Genomic DNA, 18,092 nt, shown 5'->3' with positions numbered 1-18,092 from the left:
TCCCTTCGCTGTTACCCCACCACGCTTGCCTGCCGGATCCCGCCGTGAGGCGTGAACAACACGCATCGGCGTTGGTTCCGGCTATCGAAGAACACCGTAGAGCGTTCCGCGTGAAGTTGAAAGCTAAACGATCAGCCCGGAGAGCTCGTGACGACCCCCGGAAGGCCGTCGGGATCCGGTTGTCCACCGGGAGTTTCCCCAACGGACTGCTTTTAGAAGAAGATCTAGAGAGATCTAAAGGTATTAGTAATAGGGGCTGTGCACGCTGTGGATGGATCCACGGAGTTGCTGGTCCGGGCCTCACCGGCGGGATCCGGGGCTGTGCGCAGACTGTGCACGCGCCGTTAATCCAATCCGTGTATTTGTGGAGCGATCCGGCCGTGTGGATTGTTCTGAGCTAAATCCCAGGGTTTATCCCATGTAGTACACAGCGCTGTGCACACCCCGTTGTGTGACTGGAGGTGCTCGTGATGCCAAAAAATCTTTTTTGAGATTCTGGTCGTCGGGGCACAAAACACGCTGGATCCGGGGGATCCGCGGCTCGAGTACCCCACTCACGGCCCGACAAAACAACATCGGCCCGCAGGCGTGAGTGCCTGCGGGCCGATGTCACAAGGACAGATTCAGTGCTTGGAACGCTGCCGGATCCGGGTGGTGAGTTCCTTGACGTGATCGAAAACTTCACGCCGCGAAGCCATTTCCTTCTTGATCTTGCGCTCGGCGTACATCACCGTGGTGTGGTCGCGGCCGAAGGCCTGCCCGATCCGCGGCAAGGACAGGTCCGTGAGCTCCCGGCACAGATACATGGCGATCTGCCGGGAGAGGGCGACGGCGCGGGTCTTACCGGGGCCGCGGAGCTCCTCCACGGTGGTCTCGAAGTACTCGGCCGTGGCCGCCATGATCGTGGCGATGCTGATCTGGGTGGTGCCGGCGTCGGCGATGAGATCTCGCAGCACGATCTCGGCCAGAGACTTGTCGATCATCGTCTTGTTCAGCGACGCGAACGCCGTCACACGGATCAACGCACCCTCGAGCTCGCGGATGTTGCGATCGATGCGGCTGGCGATGAGTTCGAGCACGTCGTCCGGCACATCCAGGCGGTCCATCTGCGCCTTCTTGCGCAGGATCGCGATGCGGGTCTCCAGCTCGGGCGGCTGAACGTCGGTGATCAGACCCCATTCGAACCGGGTCCGCAGCCGGTCTTCCAGCGTCGCAAGCTGTTTCGGCGGCCGGTCCGACGAGATGACGATCTGCTTGTTGGCGTTGTGCAGCGTATTGAAGGTGTGGAAGAACTCTTCCTGAGTGCTTTCCTTGCCTTCGATGAACTGGATGTCGTCGACCAGCAGGACGTCGATGTCGCGGAAGCTGCGCTTGAACGACGCGGTCCGGTCGTCACGCAACGAGTTGATGAAGTCGTTGGTGAACTGCTCGGTCGAGACGTACTTGACCCGCATGCCGGGGAACAGCTTCTGCGCGTAGTTACCGGCCGCGTGCAGCAGGTGCGTCTTGCCCAGACCTGATTCACCCCAGATGAACAGCGGGTTGTAGGCGCGGGCCGGCGCTTCGGCGATGGCCAGCGTTGCGGCGTGCGCGAACCGGTTCGAGGCGCCGATGACAAAGGTGTCGAAGGTGTAGCGCCGGTTGAGGCTCAGATCGGCCGATTCGTCCGCGGGCGGCCGGTTGAAGTACCGGGGCCAGGTCTCTTCGGCACTGGACAGCTCTTCGGCGTCGTCGTCCAGGTCGTCGGCGGCGGTGACCGGTTCAGGTTCCGGCGTCTCGGCGTCGGGGGTTTCGGTGGCCGCCGGCCGGTCGTCGGTCTCCGGGACGGCGATACGAACACCCAGGTCGACGCGCTGTCCGAGGTGTCGGCTCAGCGCGGCGATGATCGGTTCACGCAGGTGCCGCTCGATCTCGTTCTGCACGAACTGGGTGGGGACCGACAGCAATGCGAAACCTTCGGTCAGCACCAGCGGCTGAACCATGCGCAACCAGGCCCGTTGTTGGGCGGTCAGCGTCGTGGTGCCGCCGAGGTCACCGTTGAGTTCGGCGACCACGCTTTTCCAGATGTCGGTGAACGATGCACTGGGGTTAGCGGTCAACGACTACTACCCCCTCGGAACCGCCTGACCGGCGGCTCAATAAAACGACGACAATCTGTCCACATAGTTATCCACAGACTGTGGACAAAGTAGGAGAGTGCCGTCGTGCTCGTGTTTTGCATGCAGGAAGCCCGCGCGCTGAGGCTCGTCACAGGAACGTCTGTGGGCTCGTAGCGTCGGGACCTCTCTGGCTTGTTGTCTGGCGCCGTCGTGCAACGGCATTGGCAGAAGCTAACAAGTTTTCTGTTCGTCCGCCAACCGTTCGGCAACATTGGTTCGAGGTTCTTGGGCGTGTCGGCTTGCCACGTTGCGAGTGGGACAACTGTGACGAACTGATGTGGGATCCACCTCACTTCTCGCTACGAAGCGGTAACGGTTCCTGACGTGCGACAGCGAGGTTTGACCCGGAGAATTCAGATCAGTACCCTCGAACAGTCGCCCACACGTGGCGATACGGCTGCGACCGGGGAAGTTCTGCCACGAACTTCGATCGGTACCGCGCCGGCTAGCAAGCAAGATGCGTGCGCTTACCAGCGACGACCGTGCCCACCGGCATGACTCGTTCATGTCGGTGGCGAGTGCGGGCGTCACATAGTTGAGGAGATACAGCCGTGGCCAAGGGCAAGCGGACTTTCCAGCCGAACAACCGCCGTCGGGCTCGTGTGCACGGCTTCCGTCTGCGCATGCGGACCCGTGCCGGCCGCGCCATCGTGTCGGCACGTCGCGGCAAGGGCCGTCGCTCTCTCACTGCGTGACCTGACGCAGGATCGAAGCACCGTGCTTCCGGCTCGTAACCGGATGACGCGCTCGACAGACTTTCGAGTCACCGTGAGCCGCGGTGTGCGTTCGGCGCAACGGGATCTCGTGGTGCATTCACTGGCACCACGAGATTTTGGCGATGCCGATTCAAACACCGCGGATGCGCCGAAAGTCGGTCTCGTCGTAGGTAAATCGGTCGGCAACGCCGTCCAGCGCCACCGCGTGTCCCGTCAGCTTCGTCATGCCAGCCGGGATCTGCTGCCCGAGTTGCAGTCCGGTGAGCTGCTGGTGATCCGGGCCCTGCCCGGCAGTCGCGAGGCCGCCACCGCCACGCTGCAGGACGAATTGCGAGTCGCAGTGCAGCGCGCTCATGCGAAGTCCGGATCCCGGCCATGAGTCAGCGGCTGGCCCGCGGGCTGATCTTTCTCATCGAGCTGTACCGCAACATGGTGTCGCCGATGCGTCTGCCCAGCTGCCGGTTCAGCCCCACCTGTAGCCAGTACGCCGTCGAGGCACTCACCGAACACGGATTGTTCCGCGGTTGTTGGCTGACGACAGTTCGGCTGGCCAAGTGTGGCCCGTGGCATCACGGGGGATGGGACCCCATCCCCGAAAGACGGTCCGCGGCAACCGCCGCGCAGTCAAGGAGCGATTCGCTTGTCTTTTAACTGGTTCAGTCTGGACTACATCTATTACCCGGTATCGGGGATCATGTGGCTCTGGTACAAGCTTTTCGGCGCGATCCTGGGTGCGGAGAATTTCTTCGCCTGGGGCCTGTCGGTGATGTTCCTGGTGTTCACCCTGCGTGCCATCCTGTACCGGCCGTTCGTCCGCCAGATCGAGACCACCCGGCAGATGCAGGAACTGCAGCCCCAGATCAAGGAACTGCAGAAGAAGTACGGCAAGGATCGCCAGCGGCTCGCACTCGAGATGCAGAAGCTGCAGAGCGAGCACGGTTTCAACCCGCTCCTTGGCTGTCTGCCGATGCTGGCGCAGATTCCGGTGTTCCTGGGTCTGTTCCACGTGCTGCGCTCGTTCAACCGGACTGAGGGCGCCGGCATGGGGATCGGTGCGCAGGCGCTGTCCCTCGAGGAGAACCGGACGACCGGCAACTACTTCTTCAGCGCCACCGACGTCGCGCACTTCCTGAACACGGATCTGTTCGGTGCGCCGTTGGGCGCCACCATGATTCAGACCGGTGAGAGCCTCAAGGCGTTCGCGCACTTCGACCGCATGTCGGTCATCCTCGTCGGCATTCCGCTGATGATCATCTCGGGTATCGCGACCCACATGAACAGCCGTGCCTCGGTGGCCCGGCAGAGTCTGGAAGCCCAGCAGAACCCGCAGACCCAGCTGATGAACAAGCTGGCGCTGTACGTGTTCCCGTTGGGCGTCGTGGTGTCCGGCCCGTTCCTGCCGATCGCCATCCTCATGTACTGGGTGGCCAACAACATCTGGACCTACGGTCAGCAGCACGTGGTGTTCAACCGGATCGAGAAGCGTGAGGCGGAGGAGAAGGAGCAGGCGATCGCACGCCGGTCGGCCAATGCTCCGGCACCCGGTGTGAAACCGAACCGGAACAAGAAGGGCAATCCGCCGGCCGCCCCGGCCAGCGCCGGTACCGACGTCGAACAGACCGCTACGGAGCTCGACGGCACTGAATCCGATTCCGCTGGCTCGAAGCCGGCCCCGGGCGCCAAGCCCAACAAGAAGAAGCGTTGACCGGTCAGAGGGTAAAGACCCTGAGCGACGGCCGGTGCAAGAGGGAGAAGGCAGGGATATGACAGACACAGAAACGCAGGCGGAGGCCCCGGCCCCGACGACGGCCGAGGCCGCTCCTGCAAGCAAGAACGACGATCTCGAGGAGCGCCTGGTCGCCGAGGGCGAGATCGCCGGTGACTACCTCGAGGAGCTCCTCGATCTGCTGGACTTCGATGGCGACATCGATCTGGATGTCGAAGGCGACCGCGCGGTCGTCAGCATCGACGGCGGCAACGATCTGAGCAAGCTGGTGGGGCGCAAGGGCGAGGTGCTGGACGCGCTCCAGGAGCTGACCCGGTTGGCTGTGCACCAGAAGACCGGCGAACGCAGCCGGCTGATGCTGGACATCGCCCGGTGGCGTCGGCAGCGGCGTGATGAACTGGCCGCGCTGGGCAAGAAGGTCGCCGAGCGGGTGCTGGCGTCGGGTGAGCGTGAAGAGCTGTCGCCGATGACGCCGTTCGAGCGCAAGATCGTGCACGACGCCGTGGCAGCCGTGGACGGCGTCCACAGCGAGAGCGAGGGCGTCGAGCCGTCGCGCCGGGTGGTTGTTCTGCTCGATTGAGCACTCTAATTACATCGATGTTGTTCGTCGGCGGCGAGCTGGCGGGGAAAGTGGAGGCTGTTTCACGTGAAACATGGTGAAGCCCCATCCCCACCGGCCGCCGCCGTCGACGTTTTTGGTGATCGGGCCGAGCTGGCGCACTGCTATGCGGAGATCCTCGCCGGCGATGGAATCGAGCGCGGGCTCATCGGCCCGTCGGAAGTGGGCCGGTTGTGGGACCGTCACGTGATGAATTGCGCCGCTATAGGCGAGTTGGTCTCCAGCGGTGAACGAATCGGCGATATCGGCAGTGGGGCCGGCCTTCCGGGCATCCCGTTGGCGTTGGCGCGGCCCGATGTTCACGTGGTCCTGATCGAGCCGCTGCTGCGCCGGGCGGACTTCCTTCGCGAAGTCGTCACCGAACTCGGGATCGACGTGACGGTGATTCGGGGTCGCGCCGAGGAGCGTACGGTCCGGGCCGAAGCTGGGGAGCTGGATGTCGTCACCTCCCGCGCGGTGGCTGCCCTCGACAAGCTGGCCAAGTGGAGCCTGCCCCTCCTCAAGGTCGACGGCCGGATGCTGGCTCTCAAGGGGGAGCGGGCGGCCGACGAGATCGTCGAACACCGTCGGGCACTCAACTCACTCGGTGCTGTGGACGTAAGGGTGGTGAAATGTGGCGTGAACTATTTGACTCCGCCCGCAACCGTGGTCGTGGCGAAGCGCGGAGCCAAGCGCGCGGCAACCGGTCGACCGGCCAAGAATCGACGATGACATCGTCGGCCCGGGGGAACGACAAGTCGGCCGAAGTTTCGGAAGTGGCCGACCCGGCCGCGACATCAGGAAAGGCAGTGAGCGATGCCAGAGGCGAGCGAAGCGACGGGAACACTGATGTTTCACGTGAAACGTGGCCAAGCGTGACGATGGATACGCCGATCGGGGCGGAAGCCGAACGCGCGGTTCAGATCCTTCACGGCGCCAAGGGACAGCAGCTGCCACGCCCGACGCACCAGCGGGTGTTCACCATCGCCAACCAGAAGGGCGGCGTCGGCAAGACCACCACTGCGGTCAACATGGCGGCGGCCCTGGCCCTGCAGGGGCTCAACGTTCTGGTCATCGATCTGGACCCCCAGGGCAACGCCAGCACCGCGCTGGGCATCGAACACCGGCCGGGCACCGCCTCGTCGTACGAGGTGTTGATCGGGGAGATCACCCTCGAGAGCGCGCTGCAACGCAGCCCGCACAACGAGCGCCTCTACTGCGTCCCGGCGACCATCGACCTGGCCGGCGCCGAGATCGAATTGGTCAGCATGGTGGCACGTGAAACCCGGCTGCGGAACGCGCTCGCGACGCTCAAAGACCACAACTTCGACTACGTCTTCATCGACTGCCCGCCGTCGTTGGGTCTGCTGACCATCAACGCGCTCGTGGCGGCGCCGGAAGTGCTGATACCGATTCAGTGCGAGTACTACGCGCTGGAGGGTGTGGGTCAACTCCTGCGCAACATCGAGATGGTCAAGGCGCACCTCAATCCCCAGCTGGACGTCACGACCGTCGTCCTCACGATGTACGACGGCCGCACCAAACTCGCCGACCAGGTCGCGATGGACGTCCGGGACCACTTTGGCGATAAGGTTTTGCGGACCGTCATCCCACGTAGCGTCAAGGTTTCCGAGGCACCGGGGTACGGCATGACGATCCTGGATTACGACCCGGGATCACGTGGAGCAATGAGCTATCTGGACGCCAGCCGTGAACTCGCCCAACGTGGCGAGTCGGGAGTGAGGAAGTAACGATGTCGCAGCCGAAGAAGCGCAGCGGACTCGGACGGGGGCTGGCGGCACTCATCCCGACCGGTGCCCCCGAGGATGGGCAGCAGGACACGTCGCTGCGGATGGGGTCTGCGGCTGCCGACGTGTTGATCGGTGGCGGTCCGACCGGTCCGGTCAATGGAGCAGTGGCTACTGATTCGGCCGCGGCGGCCAGGGCCGAAGCCGAGGCGATCGGCGCGGTGTACCGCGAGATCGAGCCGTCGGCGATTCAGCCGAACCCGCGCCAGCCGCGCAGCGTCTTCGATGCCGACGCGCTCGCGGAACTGGTGCACTCCATCCGCGAGTTCGGGCTCATGCAGCCCATCGTGGTGCGGGAGCTGAGCCAGCCGTCCGGGCCGCACCGCTACCAGCTGATCATGGGTGAGCGTCGGTGGCGCGCCTCGCAGGAGGCCGGCCTGACGGCCATTCCGGCGATCGTCCGCGAGACCGCCGACGACAACATGCTGCGCGATGCGCTGCTCGAGAACATCCACCGGGTCCAGCTGAACCCGCTCGAAGAGGCGTCGGCCTACCAGCAGCTGCTGGAGGAGTTCGACGTCACCCACGAGGAACTGGCGACGCGCATCGGTCGGTCGCGTCCGGTGATCACAAACATGATCCGTCTGCTGAAGCTGCCCATCGCGGTGCAGCGTCGCGTTGCCGCCGGCGTGCTGTCGGCCGGCCACGCCCGGGCCCTGCTGGCGCTCGATGGCGGACCGGAGAAGCAGGAGGAGCTCGCCGCCCGCATCGTGGCGGAGGGCCTGTCCGTCCGTGCCACCGAGGAAGCGGTCACCCTGGCCAACCGCGACGGTGACAAGCCGACGCCGGCACCCAAGCGCAAGCCGATCCAGATGCCCGGCCTGCAGGATGTGGCCGAGCAGCTCTCGACCGCGTTCGACACGAAGGTCACCGTGAGCCTCGGCAAGCGCAAGGGCAAGATCGTCGTCGAGTTCGGCTCGGTCGACGACCTCCAGCGCATCGTCGAACTGATGAAGACGGAACAAGGCTAACCGACCCGATTTTGGGTCTGCGACAACCCGACCAGGGACAAGGCCCCGTTACGTCACTGTGACGGTGACGTTTGTGGGGCGTGCGGGACGGGGAGGGGAACCGCGATGTTTCACGTGGAACAGTTGAGCGTTCGGTCGCCCTCGATCCCGACTGAACAAATCGAGTCGACGGCGCCGGCGTCTCTTATCCTGGAAGAGCAGCCTGATCCGATCGGGTGGACGACGGGAGTCTGGTGAGTTCACGAATCACGCCGCTGCGCCTCGAATCGTTCGAGCGACTGCCGAAGCACGCGCGGCGCTGTGTCTTCTGGGAAGTCGATCCGTCGGCACTCGGCGACAGCGACCACCTCAGCGACCCCGAGTTCGAGAAGGAAGCATGGCTGTCGATGGTCATGCTCGAGTGGGGATCGTGCGGACAGTTGGCGGTCGCCTGCGACCCGGACCGCGCCGAGGACCCCAACGACGACGCGCCCTGTCTGGGCTACGCGTTCTATGCACCGCCGCGTGCCGTGCCCCGGGCGGGGCGCTTTCCCACCGGACCGGTCAGCCCCGACGCGGTTCTGCTCACGTCGATCGGTGTCGACTGTCCTGACGACGGTGATGGGCTGTCGCGTCACTTGATCGCCGCCGTCGTTGCCGATCTGGTTCGTCGTGGTGTGCGCGCGCTGGAGGCATTCGGGCGCACCAGCGAAGTGGCCCAGCTGAGTGGCACGCAGGCCTGTCCGGAGGAGTTGGCGGCGACGGTCGAAGCATTCGGCGAGTGTGCGGTCGATCAGTGCGTCATCGAGGCCGACTTCCTTCAGGACAACGGCTTCGAGATCGTCGCGCCGCATCCCTACTTCCCGCGACTGCGGCTGGAACTTGAGCAGGGGCTCGGCTGGAAAGCTGATGTCGAAGCGGCGCTGGAGCGACTGCTGGAGAGCAGTGCGTTGCAGCAGCCCGTCGGGGCGGTCGCCAGCCCCGCGCTGTGGACGCCGCTCACCGGTCGATAGGGGAGCGGGCCTCCACGGTGAACACACGTGGCTGACGCTCCGTCGAAGCCCGACGACTGCGGACTGCTCGATGTCGGCGACGGCAACCGGATGTACTGGGAGACCCGCGGCAATCCCGTCGGCGAGCCGGTTCTGATCGTCCAAGGCGGCCCGGGCGCCGGCAGGTCACGCAACGCCCACAGGCAGTTCGACCCGGAGCGCTTCCGCATCGTGGCGTTCGATCAACGTGGATGCGGTGACAGCGTGCCGAGCGCCGCGGACCCGTCGACCGACATGTCGTGCAATACGACTGAGCATCTGCTCGCCGATATGGAGGCGCTGCGCCGTCATCTCGGGATCGATCGCTGGCTGCTGTACGGCGGCTCCTGGGCGTCCACGTTGATCCTCGCGTACGCCCAACGGCATCCGGATCGGGTGCTCGGCGTCGTGCTGATCGGCGTGACGATGACGCGGCCGCAGGAGGTCGACTGGCTGTACCACGGGCTACGGCTCGTTCGTCCTGCGGAGTGGCAGCGCTTCCGCGACGGCGTACCGGAGGGAGACCGGGACGGGAATCTCGTCGAGGCCTACTGCCGGCTGATGGAGCACCCGGACGCCGCCGTGCGAGAGCGGGCGGCGCGGGACTGGTGTGCGTGGGAAGACGCTGCGATCGCCCACGAGGCGTTGGGGAAGCCGGGGCAGTACTCGGCGAAGATCGACGCCGGCCGGCTGGCCTTCGTTCGGATCTGCACGCACTACTTCGCGCACACGGCGTGGCTGGAGGACGGCCAACTGCTGCAGGATGCGCATCGATTGGACGGCATTCCCGGCGTGCTGATCCACGGCCGCCTCGACCTCTCAGCGCCCGTCCGGACGGCGTGGGAACTCGCTCAGGCGTGGCCGGACGCCGAGCTCCGGATCATCGAAGACTCGGGCCACACGGGCAGCCCGGCCATGGCGGCGGCGATCGCAGACGCCGTCGAACGGTTCACTCCGCCGCGGAACTGACGCGGCGGTTCCACGTGAAACATCGGCCAATCCGGCGGAAGTCCGCGGGGCCCGCGACACTGGCAGCGGCCGCGCCCTCGGCACTCCACACCGGAATCGTGCGGTGACACGGGGGAGCTTCGTCATCGCACTCGGATGCGCCTCGGTTGCGGGTTGCGTGCTGGACTCACACCGGCGCAAGACGGATGCTCACGGAGGAGAGCGTCGGCCCGACCATCGAGCCGCATCGCGCGGCTCCCGTGTCCGGCCGGCGAGCATCATCGTGCGCCCGACTGAGGCGCCGGAGGTGCGCGGCGTCCTGACGCCCAGCCGGCCCTCGCCTGTCCGGAGGCGGTGCCGCGGGGCAGACCCCGGCCGGCGGTCTATGTAGCTGTCGCGATGGTCGGCGGGTGGGAGTCAGGTATGTCGGCCGCACACCGGCCACCCACGCCGCCGCTGTGTTGCCGCACGCCGGGCCGGACTGCCCGACAACTACGCCGTTCCCTAACCGACACATGGCTGCGATTGATCCGAGACACGAGGCAAGCGTCTTGTCGTGGTCCGCGAAGGCAGCCCGCACGTCCTCGATGCGAGTGACTTCGGCGCTGCAATTGCGCGGTGCGGGATCGGGCGCCGTTGGCGTGCGCGGCGAAGCGGTGTTGCCGAGAGCACCGTTGACTGGCGCAGCCCGGCTTGAGATCGAAGCTGCGCGCCAGTGCGGGGCAGGGGAGGAGGAGAAGCCGAATGCAGCACCCTGACGCATTCACACCGAGTGAGTTGGCTCGGCGGCGGCCTACTGGCCGTCCAGCAGTTGGACGATGCGTGCGCGGCGGAGGTTCAGGTCGCCGATGCGGGTGTCCATCTCGGCCAGTGTCTGTCTGATGGCGGCGGCGATGGCCGGGCACATGTCGACCGCGCTGCCGTCGATGCAGGGCAGCAATTGGCGAATGGTGCGTACGCCGAAACCGGTGTCGATCAACATCCGGATCCGGCGCACATCTTCCACGGTGTCGGCGTGGTAGTCGCGGTAGCCGTTGGACCGGCGCTGCGGTGCGATCAGACCCTGAGCCTCGTAGTAGCGCAGCGACCTGACCGAACTGCCGGTTGCCGCCGCTACTTCACCGATCCGCACGCGAGCTCCTCCTGGGTTGACCTTGACGCTGATGTCAGGGTTTAACTTCGCCGCATGCCCAACGATTCCCTGCTTTCCACGCTGACGGTCACCCACGTCGGCTCCGGCCCTGCCCTGCTTCTCGCGCACGGAGCAGGGGGCGGCGTCGCGCTGAATTTCGGCCAACTCATGGAAGAGATGGCCGGCGAGCGAACGCTGATCGGCGTGGACTATCCGGGTTCGGGAGGCAGTCCCTTGACGGCGGATTCCTACCGCATTGACGATCTGGCTGACGCGATCGTTGACGCCGGGCGCGCGGCCGGCTTCGACCGGTTCCCCATCCTCGGGCTATCGCTGGGTTCGGCGGTAGCAATCACCGCGGCACTGCGTCATCCCGAGGCCGTCAGCGCCTTGGTCCTGACGGTGGGCTTCGCGCACGCCGATCCGCAGTTGCGGTTGGTTGTCGACGTCTGGCGCTATCTGGCCGCGCACGACCGCGACATCCTGGCGCGGTTCCTGACAGCAGTGTCGTCGCCGTCGGCGTTCGACGAGGCCGGCAATCTCGACGAGATTGTGGCCAACGTCCGCGCGAGCATTCCGGTCGGCAGTCCGCAGCAGGCTGCGCTGGCCGCCGAGGTCGACCTCCGCGACCGCCTCGCGGAGGTCGCGATCCCGACGTTGGTCGTGGCGGCGGGCGTGGACCGCATCGTGCAGCCGTCCTCGACTCGCGCTCTGGCAGCAGGCATTCCTGGCTCGGTCCTGATGGAATATCCAGACGCCGGTCACATCTTCACACCGGACGAGGGGCGGACATGGATCTCCGATATCCGGAAGTTTCTGCTGGCGCACAAGCTGTGACGGACAGGTGGCACTGGCGGGTGGCGGTACTGTCTGCCGCCGCCTTCGTCTACCTCGCCGCAGAGATGTTTCCGGTCGGCGTCGTCCCGCAGATCGCCGACGGACTGCACACGACAGTGCCCGCTGCGGGGCTGTTGGTAGGCGTGTACGCGGTGGCTGCCGGCGCGGCAATCATCCCGGTGGCTTTGGCCACCCGTCGCGTCGAGCATCGCGTCATGCTCACCGCTGCCTTGGCTTCGCTGTCGTTGTCGCAACTGCTGCTGGCCGTCGCTCCGACGCCCGGGTGGGCACTCTTCGCCCGGGTCGTCGGCGCGATTTTGCATGGTTCGGTGTGGTCTCTGGCTCCGGTGCTTGCCAGTGCCCTCGCACCAGCCGGACGTGCGGGGCAGGCGACCGCGCTGGTGTTCGTCGGGGCAGCGCTGGGGTTGGCTGCGGGATCCCCGCTCACTACGCAGCTTTCCCTACTCATCGGGTGGAGAGCCGCGTCTCTGGTGCTGGCGGTGCTCGCCTTGATCTTGGCGGTGGCTATTGCGGTGCTGGTTCCCCGCCATAGCGGTCGTACCGTGGCGGCGCCGACCGCCGGCCGATCCGGAGAGCCGCACACTGTCGCAGCGGTCTGTGTCCTGACGCTGCTAGTGGTGACCGCCGCCTATGCGCCGTATTCTTTCATCACGGTGTTGGCCGGCGACATCGGGATCTCGGCCACCGGCGTCCCGGTTCTGCTCCTGGGCTATGGCGGCGCCGCGCTGACTGCGGTCGTCATCGCCGGGCGGTTGCTCGATCGACACCGCTACGCGGTCGTGGTCGCGGCCCTGACGGGTCTGCTGATTGCATTCGCGACGCTGAGCCTGACCGGCTCGCGCGGGTTGTTCGTCGCGGCGGTTCTGTTGTGGGGAGCCGCCTTTGCGTGTTGGGCGCCGGCGATGCAGACGATCCTCATCAAGCGTTGCCCCAACGCCGCTTTCGCGTCGTATCTCTACGTGCTGGCGTTTCAAGTCGGGATCTTCTCCGGCGCCTGGGCGGGATCGCAGCTCGTGGCCTCAGACGCGGCGGCATCACTGACGGTGCTCGCGCTGATCGGTATCGGGTGCGCGTCACCGGTGGCCGTGTTGGCCCGACGGTGGTTGTGAGCGCCGGAGAAACGAGCGACATGAACGGAGCTCCAAGTCGGAACACCCCGCCACTGGGGCCCGAATCACGATGACCCAGGACCAACCGGAACAAGCGTCACGTGACGCTCATGCCGCAGTCGCCCTTGCGGTCGAAATCGGGCCGCGGCCGGCGTTCCGGGGACGTCTGGCGACCGGCGCTTCCTGGTCCACCACGCGGGCCATGAGGCGTCAGTGGCGGCCCATGCGGGGACGACGCTGGGGGAGACGGAGTTCGGGCCGGCACGAGTGAGCGGAGCCCGCTAGACCGCCGTCTCGGCGATGCCGACCAGAACTGCGATGACTTCCGGCAGCGGTCGGGTCGTGTCGATCTCGTGCGTGGCCGACTGCCGCAGTAGCGGTTCGACCTCTGCGATGTCGGCCAGGATCCGGGCGCGCTCATCGGCGCTCTTGCCGAAGGGGTTGTTCGTGCGCCGCCGCAACCTGTCCAACACGACTTCGGTTGGGGCGGTGAGGAGTACAACCGCGTCGAACCGGTCGTAGAAGCGCCACTGATTGGCCACGGTGCCCTGAACGAACAAGGGCGCATCGCGCCGTTGGTTCAGCAGCGCGTCGATCAGAGGTTCGCGCCAGAGTGGCTCGCCGTCGACGACTTCGATCCAGTCACCGTCGTCGGTATCGACGGTGACATAACCCCGTTCAGCAAGGCCGCACAGTGCCGTCGACTTACCGACCCCGGACATGCCCGTCACGAGAATTGCGGCGTCGCCACTCATACCGACTGATTCAACCAGCCCGCGCACCGAAATACGGTGACGTGCATGACGAAAACGCTGAGGGGAGAAGGGCTAGGCGCCGGCCTGGCCGGCTTGCTCGACCGACATCTCGTGGGCCAGCAGCTCGGCGAACGTGAAAGTGCCTGTGGGACGGTCGTTCTTGCCCAACAGGTACAGCCGCTTCACCGCCGCGAGGATGCCTTCGGCGATCGAGTCGCGGTGACCGGGAGAGGTCAGCAGCTCACGGTCGTGCGGGCTGCTCACGTAGCCGATGTCGACCTGCACCGTGGGCATCCGGGTGAGCCGCAGCAGGTCCCAGGTCCGGCCGTGGGTCCGGCAGTCGCGTAAACCGCTGCGCGCCACGACTTCCCGCTGAATGAAGTCGGCGAGGTTGCGGCCGATGGTGGACACCGAACCGTGCGAGTTGCCGAAGTAGAACGAGGCGACGCCGTTGGCCGCGGGGCTGGGCAGACTGGCGCACCGCAGGCTGATCATCAGATCGGCGCCGACCGCGTTGGCCGTCGCGGCCCGCTCGGCATCGGCCGGGCTACCGCTGACGGGGCGCGACAGGAACGTGTCCATGCCGATGGCCGTCATGCGGCCTTCCAACCGGCTGGCGAGATCCCACAGGACGTCGGCTTCACTGACCGGGCCGGATCGGCTGGTCATGATGAGCCCGCGATCGTCGCCGCCGCGGCCCGGATCGATGATGATCCGCTTTCCGGTCAGGCGGGGGCCGCTGCGCCGGACGAGTTCCTCTTCGCGGATGGCGTGCGGCGAACCGCCGGTGACCCGCGAACCCAGGAAGTACAGGGAGCGCAACGTCTCCGGACCGCAGATGCCGTCGGGGAACATGCCGTACTCACGCTGGTACGACATCAAGCCGTTGTGGGTCTGCAAGCCGAAATGACCATCGACGAGACCGGTGTAGAAACCGAGATCCTGCAGCCGGGACTGCAGGGTGGCGACGTCGTCGCCATACATCGGGGCGCCGAACTGGTGCGACAGCGTGCGCGCCCCCAGTCGGTACGAGGCCTCTTTCAGCGCGCGGTACGTCGCCTCGCCGACCATGCCGTCGACGAGCAGTCCACGCTGCTGCTGGAATGCACGCACGGCCTGGTCGAGATCCTCGTCGAAGAGGTCGAGCGCGACGTGCTTGCCGGTGGTGAGATCCGCGTCGGGACTGTCCAGCAGTCCCAGGGCGGCCAGTGCGGCCCGAATCTCGGTGACCGAACCTCCCCGGTCACCGCGACGCAGTATCGACATTCCTGGCCTTTCAATCACGGACGCCAGGCGGGCGGACAGCTGCGCACTGGCGGGACGCCTGGACCCATTGTCGCAGACGCTCCTCAGGATTCCGCAACTTCACAGGCAGCAGCGGTGCGACCCGCCGAATCCGGCGGGTCGCAGCCACTGATGCGATCAGAGTTCGTCTGCGATTTCGCGCAGCAGGGCGGCCTTGCCCTTGGCGCCGACGATGCGCTTCACCGGCTCGCCGTCCTTGAACAGGATCAGCGTCGGGATCGAGACGACGTTGAAGCTGCGGGCGGTCTCGGGGTTGGCGTCGACGTCGAGCTTGGCGATCGTCAGCTCGCCGGCCTTCTCGCCGGCCAGTTCCTCGAGCACCGGGGCGATCATCTTGCACGGTCCGCACCAGGTCGCCCAGAAGTCGACCAGCACCGGGGTGCCGCTCTTGATGACGTCGCTGTCGAACGAACCGTCGGTGACGGTCAGCGTTGCGCTGCCCTCGCTCATGTACTGCTCCTCTCGGGTGAACTCTGTGGGGGAAGGACGATCAGCCGTGGTGCTCGGCGAGCCAGCGCTCGGCGTCGATGGCCGCCGCACAGCCGCTGCCGGCCGCGGTGATGGCCTGCCGGTAGGTGTGGTCGACCAGATCGCCGGCGGCGAACACGCCGTCGAGCGACGTGTTGGTGGTGCGGCCCTGCACCTGCACGTAGCCCTCGTCGTCGAGATCGACGAGACCGCGCACCAGCCCAGACCGCGGGTCATGGCCGATGGCGACGAACACGCCGGTGACCGGGAGCTTGCTCTCCTCGCCGGTGACGGTGTTGCGCAGCAGCAGCCCGCTGACCTTCGAATCACCTTCCACCGCAACAACTTCGGTGTTGGTGACGAACGTGATCTTCTCGTTGGCCTGGGCGCGCTCCAGCATGATCCGCGAGGCGCGGAACTCGTCCCGGCGGTGGATCAGCGTCACCGAGCGGGCGAAGCGCGTCAGGAACGTCGCCTCCTCCATGGCGGAGTCGCCGCCGCCGATGACCGCGATGTCCTGGTCGCGGAAGAAGAAACCGTCACAGGTGGCGCAGGTGCTCACGCCCTGGCCGATCAGCTCCTGCTCGCCCGGCACACCGAGGTGGCGGGCAGCGGCACCCATCGCGAGGATGACGGCGCGGGCCTGGTAGGTCTCGCCGTCGACCGTGACGGTCTTGACGGGTCCGTCGAGGGATACCGCCTCGACGTCCTCCATGCGCAGGTCGGCGCCGAACCGCAGCGCCTGCTCGCGCATCTCCTCCATGAGCTCGGGGCCGGTGATGCCTTCCTTGAAGCCCGGGTAGTTCTCCACCTCAGTGGTGGTCATCAACGCACCACCGAACTGGACACCCTCGAAAACCAGCGGCTTGAGCTGGGCGCGAGCCGTGTACACCGCAGCGGTGTAGCCGGCCGGCCCGGAGCCGATGATGATCACGTCGTGCACGGTGTCTTGGGTGGTCATGGCCGCCTTTCATCTGGCTCTGGTCAGGCTCATACCTGGTCGGCCTGCTGCCAGAGTCGGTACGCCTATAACACCAGGGTAAGTGCCGGTGTTCCCGGCCGTTGGGCGGGCTCCGGGGCGGTCAGCGGCGCGATTGCGTCGGCGGGTCCGGAGCATCGGAGATGACGGCGTCGGCGGCCAGGCCGGCGTCGCTCGAATTGCAGCCGGGAGACACCACCAGGGCCATCACAGCGCCGTCGTCGGCCTTGGGGAGCAGCAGGAGCACCTGGGCGCGGTCGCGCATGGTCAGGGTGGCGGCGCCGAGCACCGACGTGGTGGGGGAGTAACCGAGCCCCGCCAGACAGGACCGCAGGCGATCCGGTGCGGCGAGGGCCCCCAGCTCGGGCGGCCGGTTCCGCAGACTCAGAATCTGCCGGTCCGGCCAGGGCATCCCGGCCTGGCGCTGGACGGTCAGTGACGCGGCCTTGGGGCCGGCGGAGGTCCGGGCTGGTTCGTCGGACCCGGTGAACACCACGACAGCGCCGATGCCGACCGCGACGAGCCCGGCGACGGCACCCGCGACGACGGCGGGCCGCACCGTACGTGCGCCGTGGCCGGCCGAGCGGCCGGGGACGACGGTGTGGCGCGGCCCGGGGCCGGCAGCGCGCAGCGCGGACCCGATGCGGGCGGTGGCTTCGGCGGGAAGGTCGCTCGCGGTGGTGTCCTCCGCCAGGTCGTGGACGTCGCGGCGGACCTGTTCGAGCGCGGCGTACCGACGTGCGAGCGCCGGATCGTCGCGGATGCGCCGGCGCAGTTCGGCCGCTGTGGCGTCGTCGAGCAGCCCTGCCTGTAGGTCGGCCAGTAGCTCGAGGGAGACGGACTCGTCGGCCTGGTCGTCGTCCACCTGCCGAAGCCTAATCCGGTCGCCGCACAGACCCGCGGTACGCCGTCCCGGGTGCACGGCGCGAAAACGTCACGTGACCGGTCCCCGTCAGTCGACGAGATGGGCGAGCGACTGGGCGAGTTTCGCGCGCGCCCGCGCGCAGCGGCTCTTCACAGTGCCCTCGGCGATACCCAGCATCGCCGCGGTCTCGGCGACCGAATAGCCCTGCATGTCGACGGCGACCACCGCCGCCCGCTGTTCGACCGGCAGTCGCAGCAGCGCCCGCTCGATGACGATGGTGGTCTCGATCCGGTGTGCGGGGTCCGCGGTCTGGCAGGTGGCGTCGCTGAGCTCTTCGGCACGTCGAAACTTGTTGTGACGCAACCGGTCCAGGCACGAGTTCACCACGATGCGGCACAGCCAGCTGCGCACCGAACTGTCGTGGCGGAACCGCGGGGCGTGCCGGTGGGCTTTGAACAGCGCGTCCTGCAGGGCGTCCAGAGCATCCTGCGGGTCGTGGCTCGTCAGGCGGGCGAGCCGGTACAGCTGGTGGCGGTGTCGATGGAACAGCTCCTCGAACGCGTACCGCTCACCGGCAATGTGTGCCGCGAGCAATTCTGCGTCTGACGCGTCCGACTGTGGCCCCCCGAAACTCCCCACTTCCGAACCATAAATCGGGTCCGGGAACGCACCCGACGCGAATTGG

20 protein-coding genes are annotated in these 18,092 nt (G+C 66.5%); 12 read left to right on the top strand and 8 right to left on the bottom strand.

The features are described 5' to 3' along the window. Positions 1-623 precede the first annotated feature (623 nt). Positions 624-2,099 (bottom strand): chromosomal replication initiator protein DnaA, encoded by a 1,476-nt coding sequence (gene dnaA, locus H289_RS0106180; RefSeq protein ID WP_029104846.1) that lies wholly within the window; start codon positions 2,097-2,099, stop codon positions 624-626. Positions 2,100-2,710: 611 nt separating this feature from the next. Here dnaA and rpmH point away from each other — a divergent pair. The 10 genes from rpmH (at position 2,711) to pip (ending at position 9,957) form a co-directional block, all read left to right on the top strand. Then, a complete protein-coding gene (gene rpmH / locus H289_RS32270) occupies positions 2,711-2,854 on the top strand; it encodes a 50S ribosomal protein L34 (protein ID WP_073695092.1) in 144 nt (47 codons plus the stop codon). Between the two features lie 22 nt (positions 2,855-2,876). Beyond that, on the top strand, positions 2,877-3,254 hold the full coding sequence (gene rnpA, locus H289_RS32265; protein WP_081633317.1) for a ribonuclease P protein component: 378 nt from the start codon (positions 2,877-2,879) through the stop codon (positions 3,252-3,254). After that, positions 3,251-3,526, top strand: a complete 276-nt coding sequence (gene yidD / locus H289_RS0106170; protein ID WP_020099892.1) for a membrane protein insertion efficiency factor YidD — start codon at positions 3,251-3,253, stop codon at positions 3,524-3,526. The genes rnpA and yidD overlap by 4 nt, the downstream gene beginning before the upstream one ends. A gap of 43 nt (positions 3,527-3,569) precedes the next feature. Continuing rightward, positions 3,570-4,580: a membrane protein insertase YidC gene (gene yidC / locus H289_RS0106165; RefSeq protein ID WP_020099891.1), complete on the top strand. Its 1,011-nt coding sequence runs from the start codon at positions 3,570-3,572 to the stop codon at positions 4,578-4,580. 58 nt (positions 4,581-4,638) lie between these two features. Further along, entirely contained in the window at positions 4,639-5,181 is a 543-nt protein-coding gene (locus tag H289_RS0106160; RefSeq protein WP_020099890.1) for a Jag family protein, read from the top strand. 66 nt (positions 5,182-5,247) lie between these two features. After that, on the top strand, positions 5,248-5,931 hold the full coding sequence (gene rsmG, locus H289_RS0106155; RefSeq protein ID WP_020099889.1) for a 16S rRNA (guanine(527)-N(7))-methyltransferase RsmG: 684 nt from the start codon (positions 5,248-5,250) through the stop codon (positions 5,929-5,931). A gap of 149 nt (positions 5,932-6,080) precedes the next feature. Continuing rightward, entirely contained in the window at positions 6,081-6,950 is an 870-nt protein-coding gene (locus H289_RS0106150) for a ParA family protein (protein ID WP_020099888.1), read from the top strand. Between the two features lie 2 nt (positions 6,951-6,952). Continuing rightward, on the top strand, positions 6,953-7,978 hold the full coding sequence (locus tag H289_RS0106145) for a ParB/RepB/Spo0J family partition protein (RefSeq protein WP_020099887.1): 1,026 nt from the start codon (positions 6,953-6,955) through the stop codon (positions 7,976-7,978). 233 nt (positions 7,979-8,211) lie between these two features. Then, a complete protein-coding gene (locus tag H289_RS0106140) occupies positions 8,212-8,970 on the top strand; it encodes a hypothetical protein (RefSeq protein ID WP_036420294.1) in 759 nt (252 codons plus the stop codon). A gap of 27 nt (positions 8,971-8,997) precedes the next feature. After that, a complete protein-coding gene (gene pip / locus H289_RS0106135) occupies positions 8,998-9,957 on the top strand; it encodes a prolyl aminopeptidase (RefSeq protein ID WP_020099885.1) in 960 nt (319 codons plus the stop codon). 772 nt (positions 9,958-10,729) lie between these two features. Here the strand turns inward: pip and H289_RS0106130 are convergent. Continuing rightward, positions 10,730-11,068 (bottom strand): MerR family transcriptional regulator, encoded by a 339-nt coding sequence (locus tag H289_RS0106130; RefSeq protein WP_020099884.1) that lies wholly within the window; start codon positions 11,066-11,068, stop codon positions 10,730-10,732. A 54-nt stretch (positions 11,069-11,122) separates the two neighbouring features. Between H289_RS0106130 and H289_RS0106125 the strand changes: the two genes are divergently transcribed. Both H289_RS0106125 and H289_RS0106120 read left to right on the top strand, forming a co-directional pair. Further along, positions 11,123-11,905, top strand: a complete 783-nt coding sequence (locus H289_RS0106125; protein ID WP_020099883.1) for an alpha/beta fold hydrolase — start codon at positions 11,123-11,125, stop codon at positions 11,903-11,905. A gap of 20 nt (positions 11,906-11,925) precedes the next feature. Then, entirely contained in the window at positions 11,926-13,035 is a 1,110-nt protein-coding gene (locus tag H289_RS0106120) for an MFS transporter (protein WP_196809991.1), read from the top strand. Positions 13,036-13,316: 281 nt separating this feature from the next. Here the strand turns inward: H289_RS0106120 and H289_RS0106115 are convergent, their stop codons facing one another. From H289_RS0106115 to sigM, 6 genes are all read right to left on the bottom strand, one after another. Then, positions 13,317-13,790 carry an ATP-binding protein gene (locus tag H289_RS0106115; RefSeq protein ID WP_020099881.1) on the bottom strand — a complete coding sequence of 158 codons (474 nt, stop codon included), beginning with the start codon at positions 13,788-13,790 and terminating at the stop codon, positions 13,317-13,319. A gap of 72 nt (positions 13,791-13,862) precedes the next feature. After that, on the bottom strand, positions 13,863-15,056 hold the full coding sequence (locus H289_RS0106110; RefSeq protein WP_020099880.1) for an N-acetylmuramoyl-L-alanine amidase: 1,194 nt from the start codon (positions 15,054-15,056) through the stop codon (positions 13,863-13,865). Between the two features lie 156 nt (positions 15,057-15,212). Further along, a complete protein-coding gene (trxA, locus tag H289_RS0106105; RefSeq protein ID WP_020099879.1) occupies positions 15,213-15,545 on the bottom strand; it encodes a thioredoxin in 333 nt (110 codons plus the stop codon). A 40-nt stretch (positions 15,546-15,585) separates the two neighbouring features. Then, positions 15,586-16,524 (bottom strand): thioredoxin-disulfide reductase, encoded by a 939-nt coding sequence (trxB, locus tag H289_RS0106100; RefSeq protein WP_020099878.1) that lies wholly within the window; start codon positions 16,522-16,524, stop codon positions 15,586-15,588. Between the two features lie 121 nt (positions 16,525-16,645). Then, the gene (locus H289_RS29890) at positions 16,646-17,407 is read right to left on the bottom strand and encodes an RsmA family anti-sigma factor (protein WP_020099877.1); all 762 of its coding nucleotides are present in this window, start codon (positions 17,405-17,407) and stop codon (positions 16,646-16,648) included. A gap of 87 nt (positions 17,408-17,494) precedes the next feature. Next, on the bottom strand, positions 17,495-18,046 hold the full coding sequence (sigM, locus tag H289_RS0106090; protein ID WP_029104844.1) for an RNA polymerase sigma factor SigM: 552 nt from the start codon (positions 18,044-18,046) through the stop codon (positions 17,495-17,497). Positions 18,047-18,092: the final 46 nt, after the last annotated feature.

Source organism: Mycobacterium sp. 360MFTsu5.1 (assembly GCF_000383495.1).
Classification (GTDB): Bacteria; Actinomycetota; Actinomycetes; order Mycobacteriales; family Mycobacteriaceae; genus Mycobacterium; species Mycobacterium mucogenicum_B.
The sequence above is the reverse complement of the archived record's forward strand: the minus strand, read 5'-3'. Positions and strand labels throughout refer to the sequence as shown.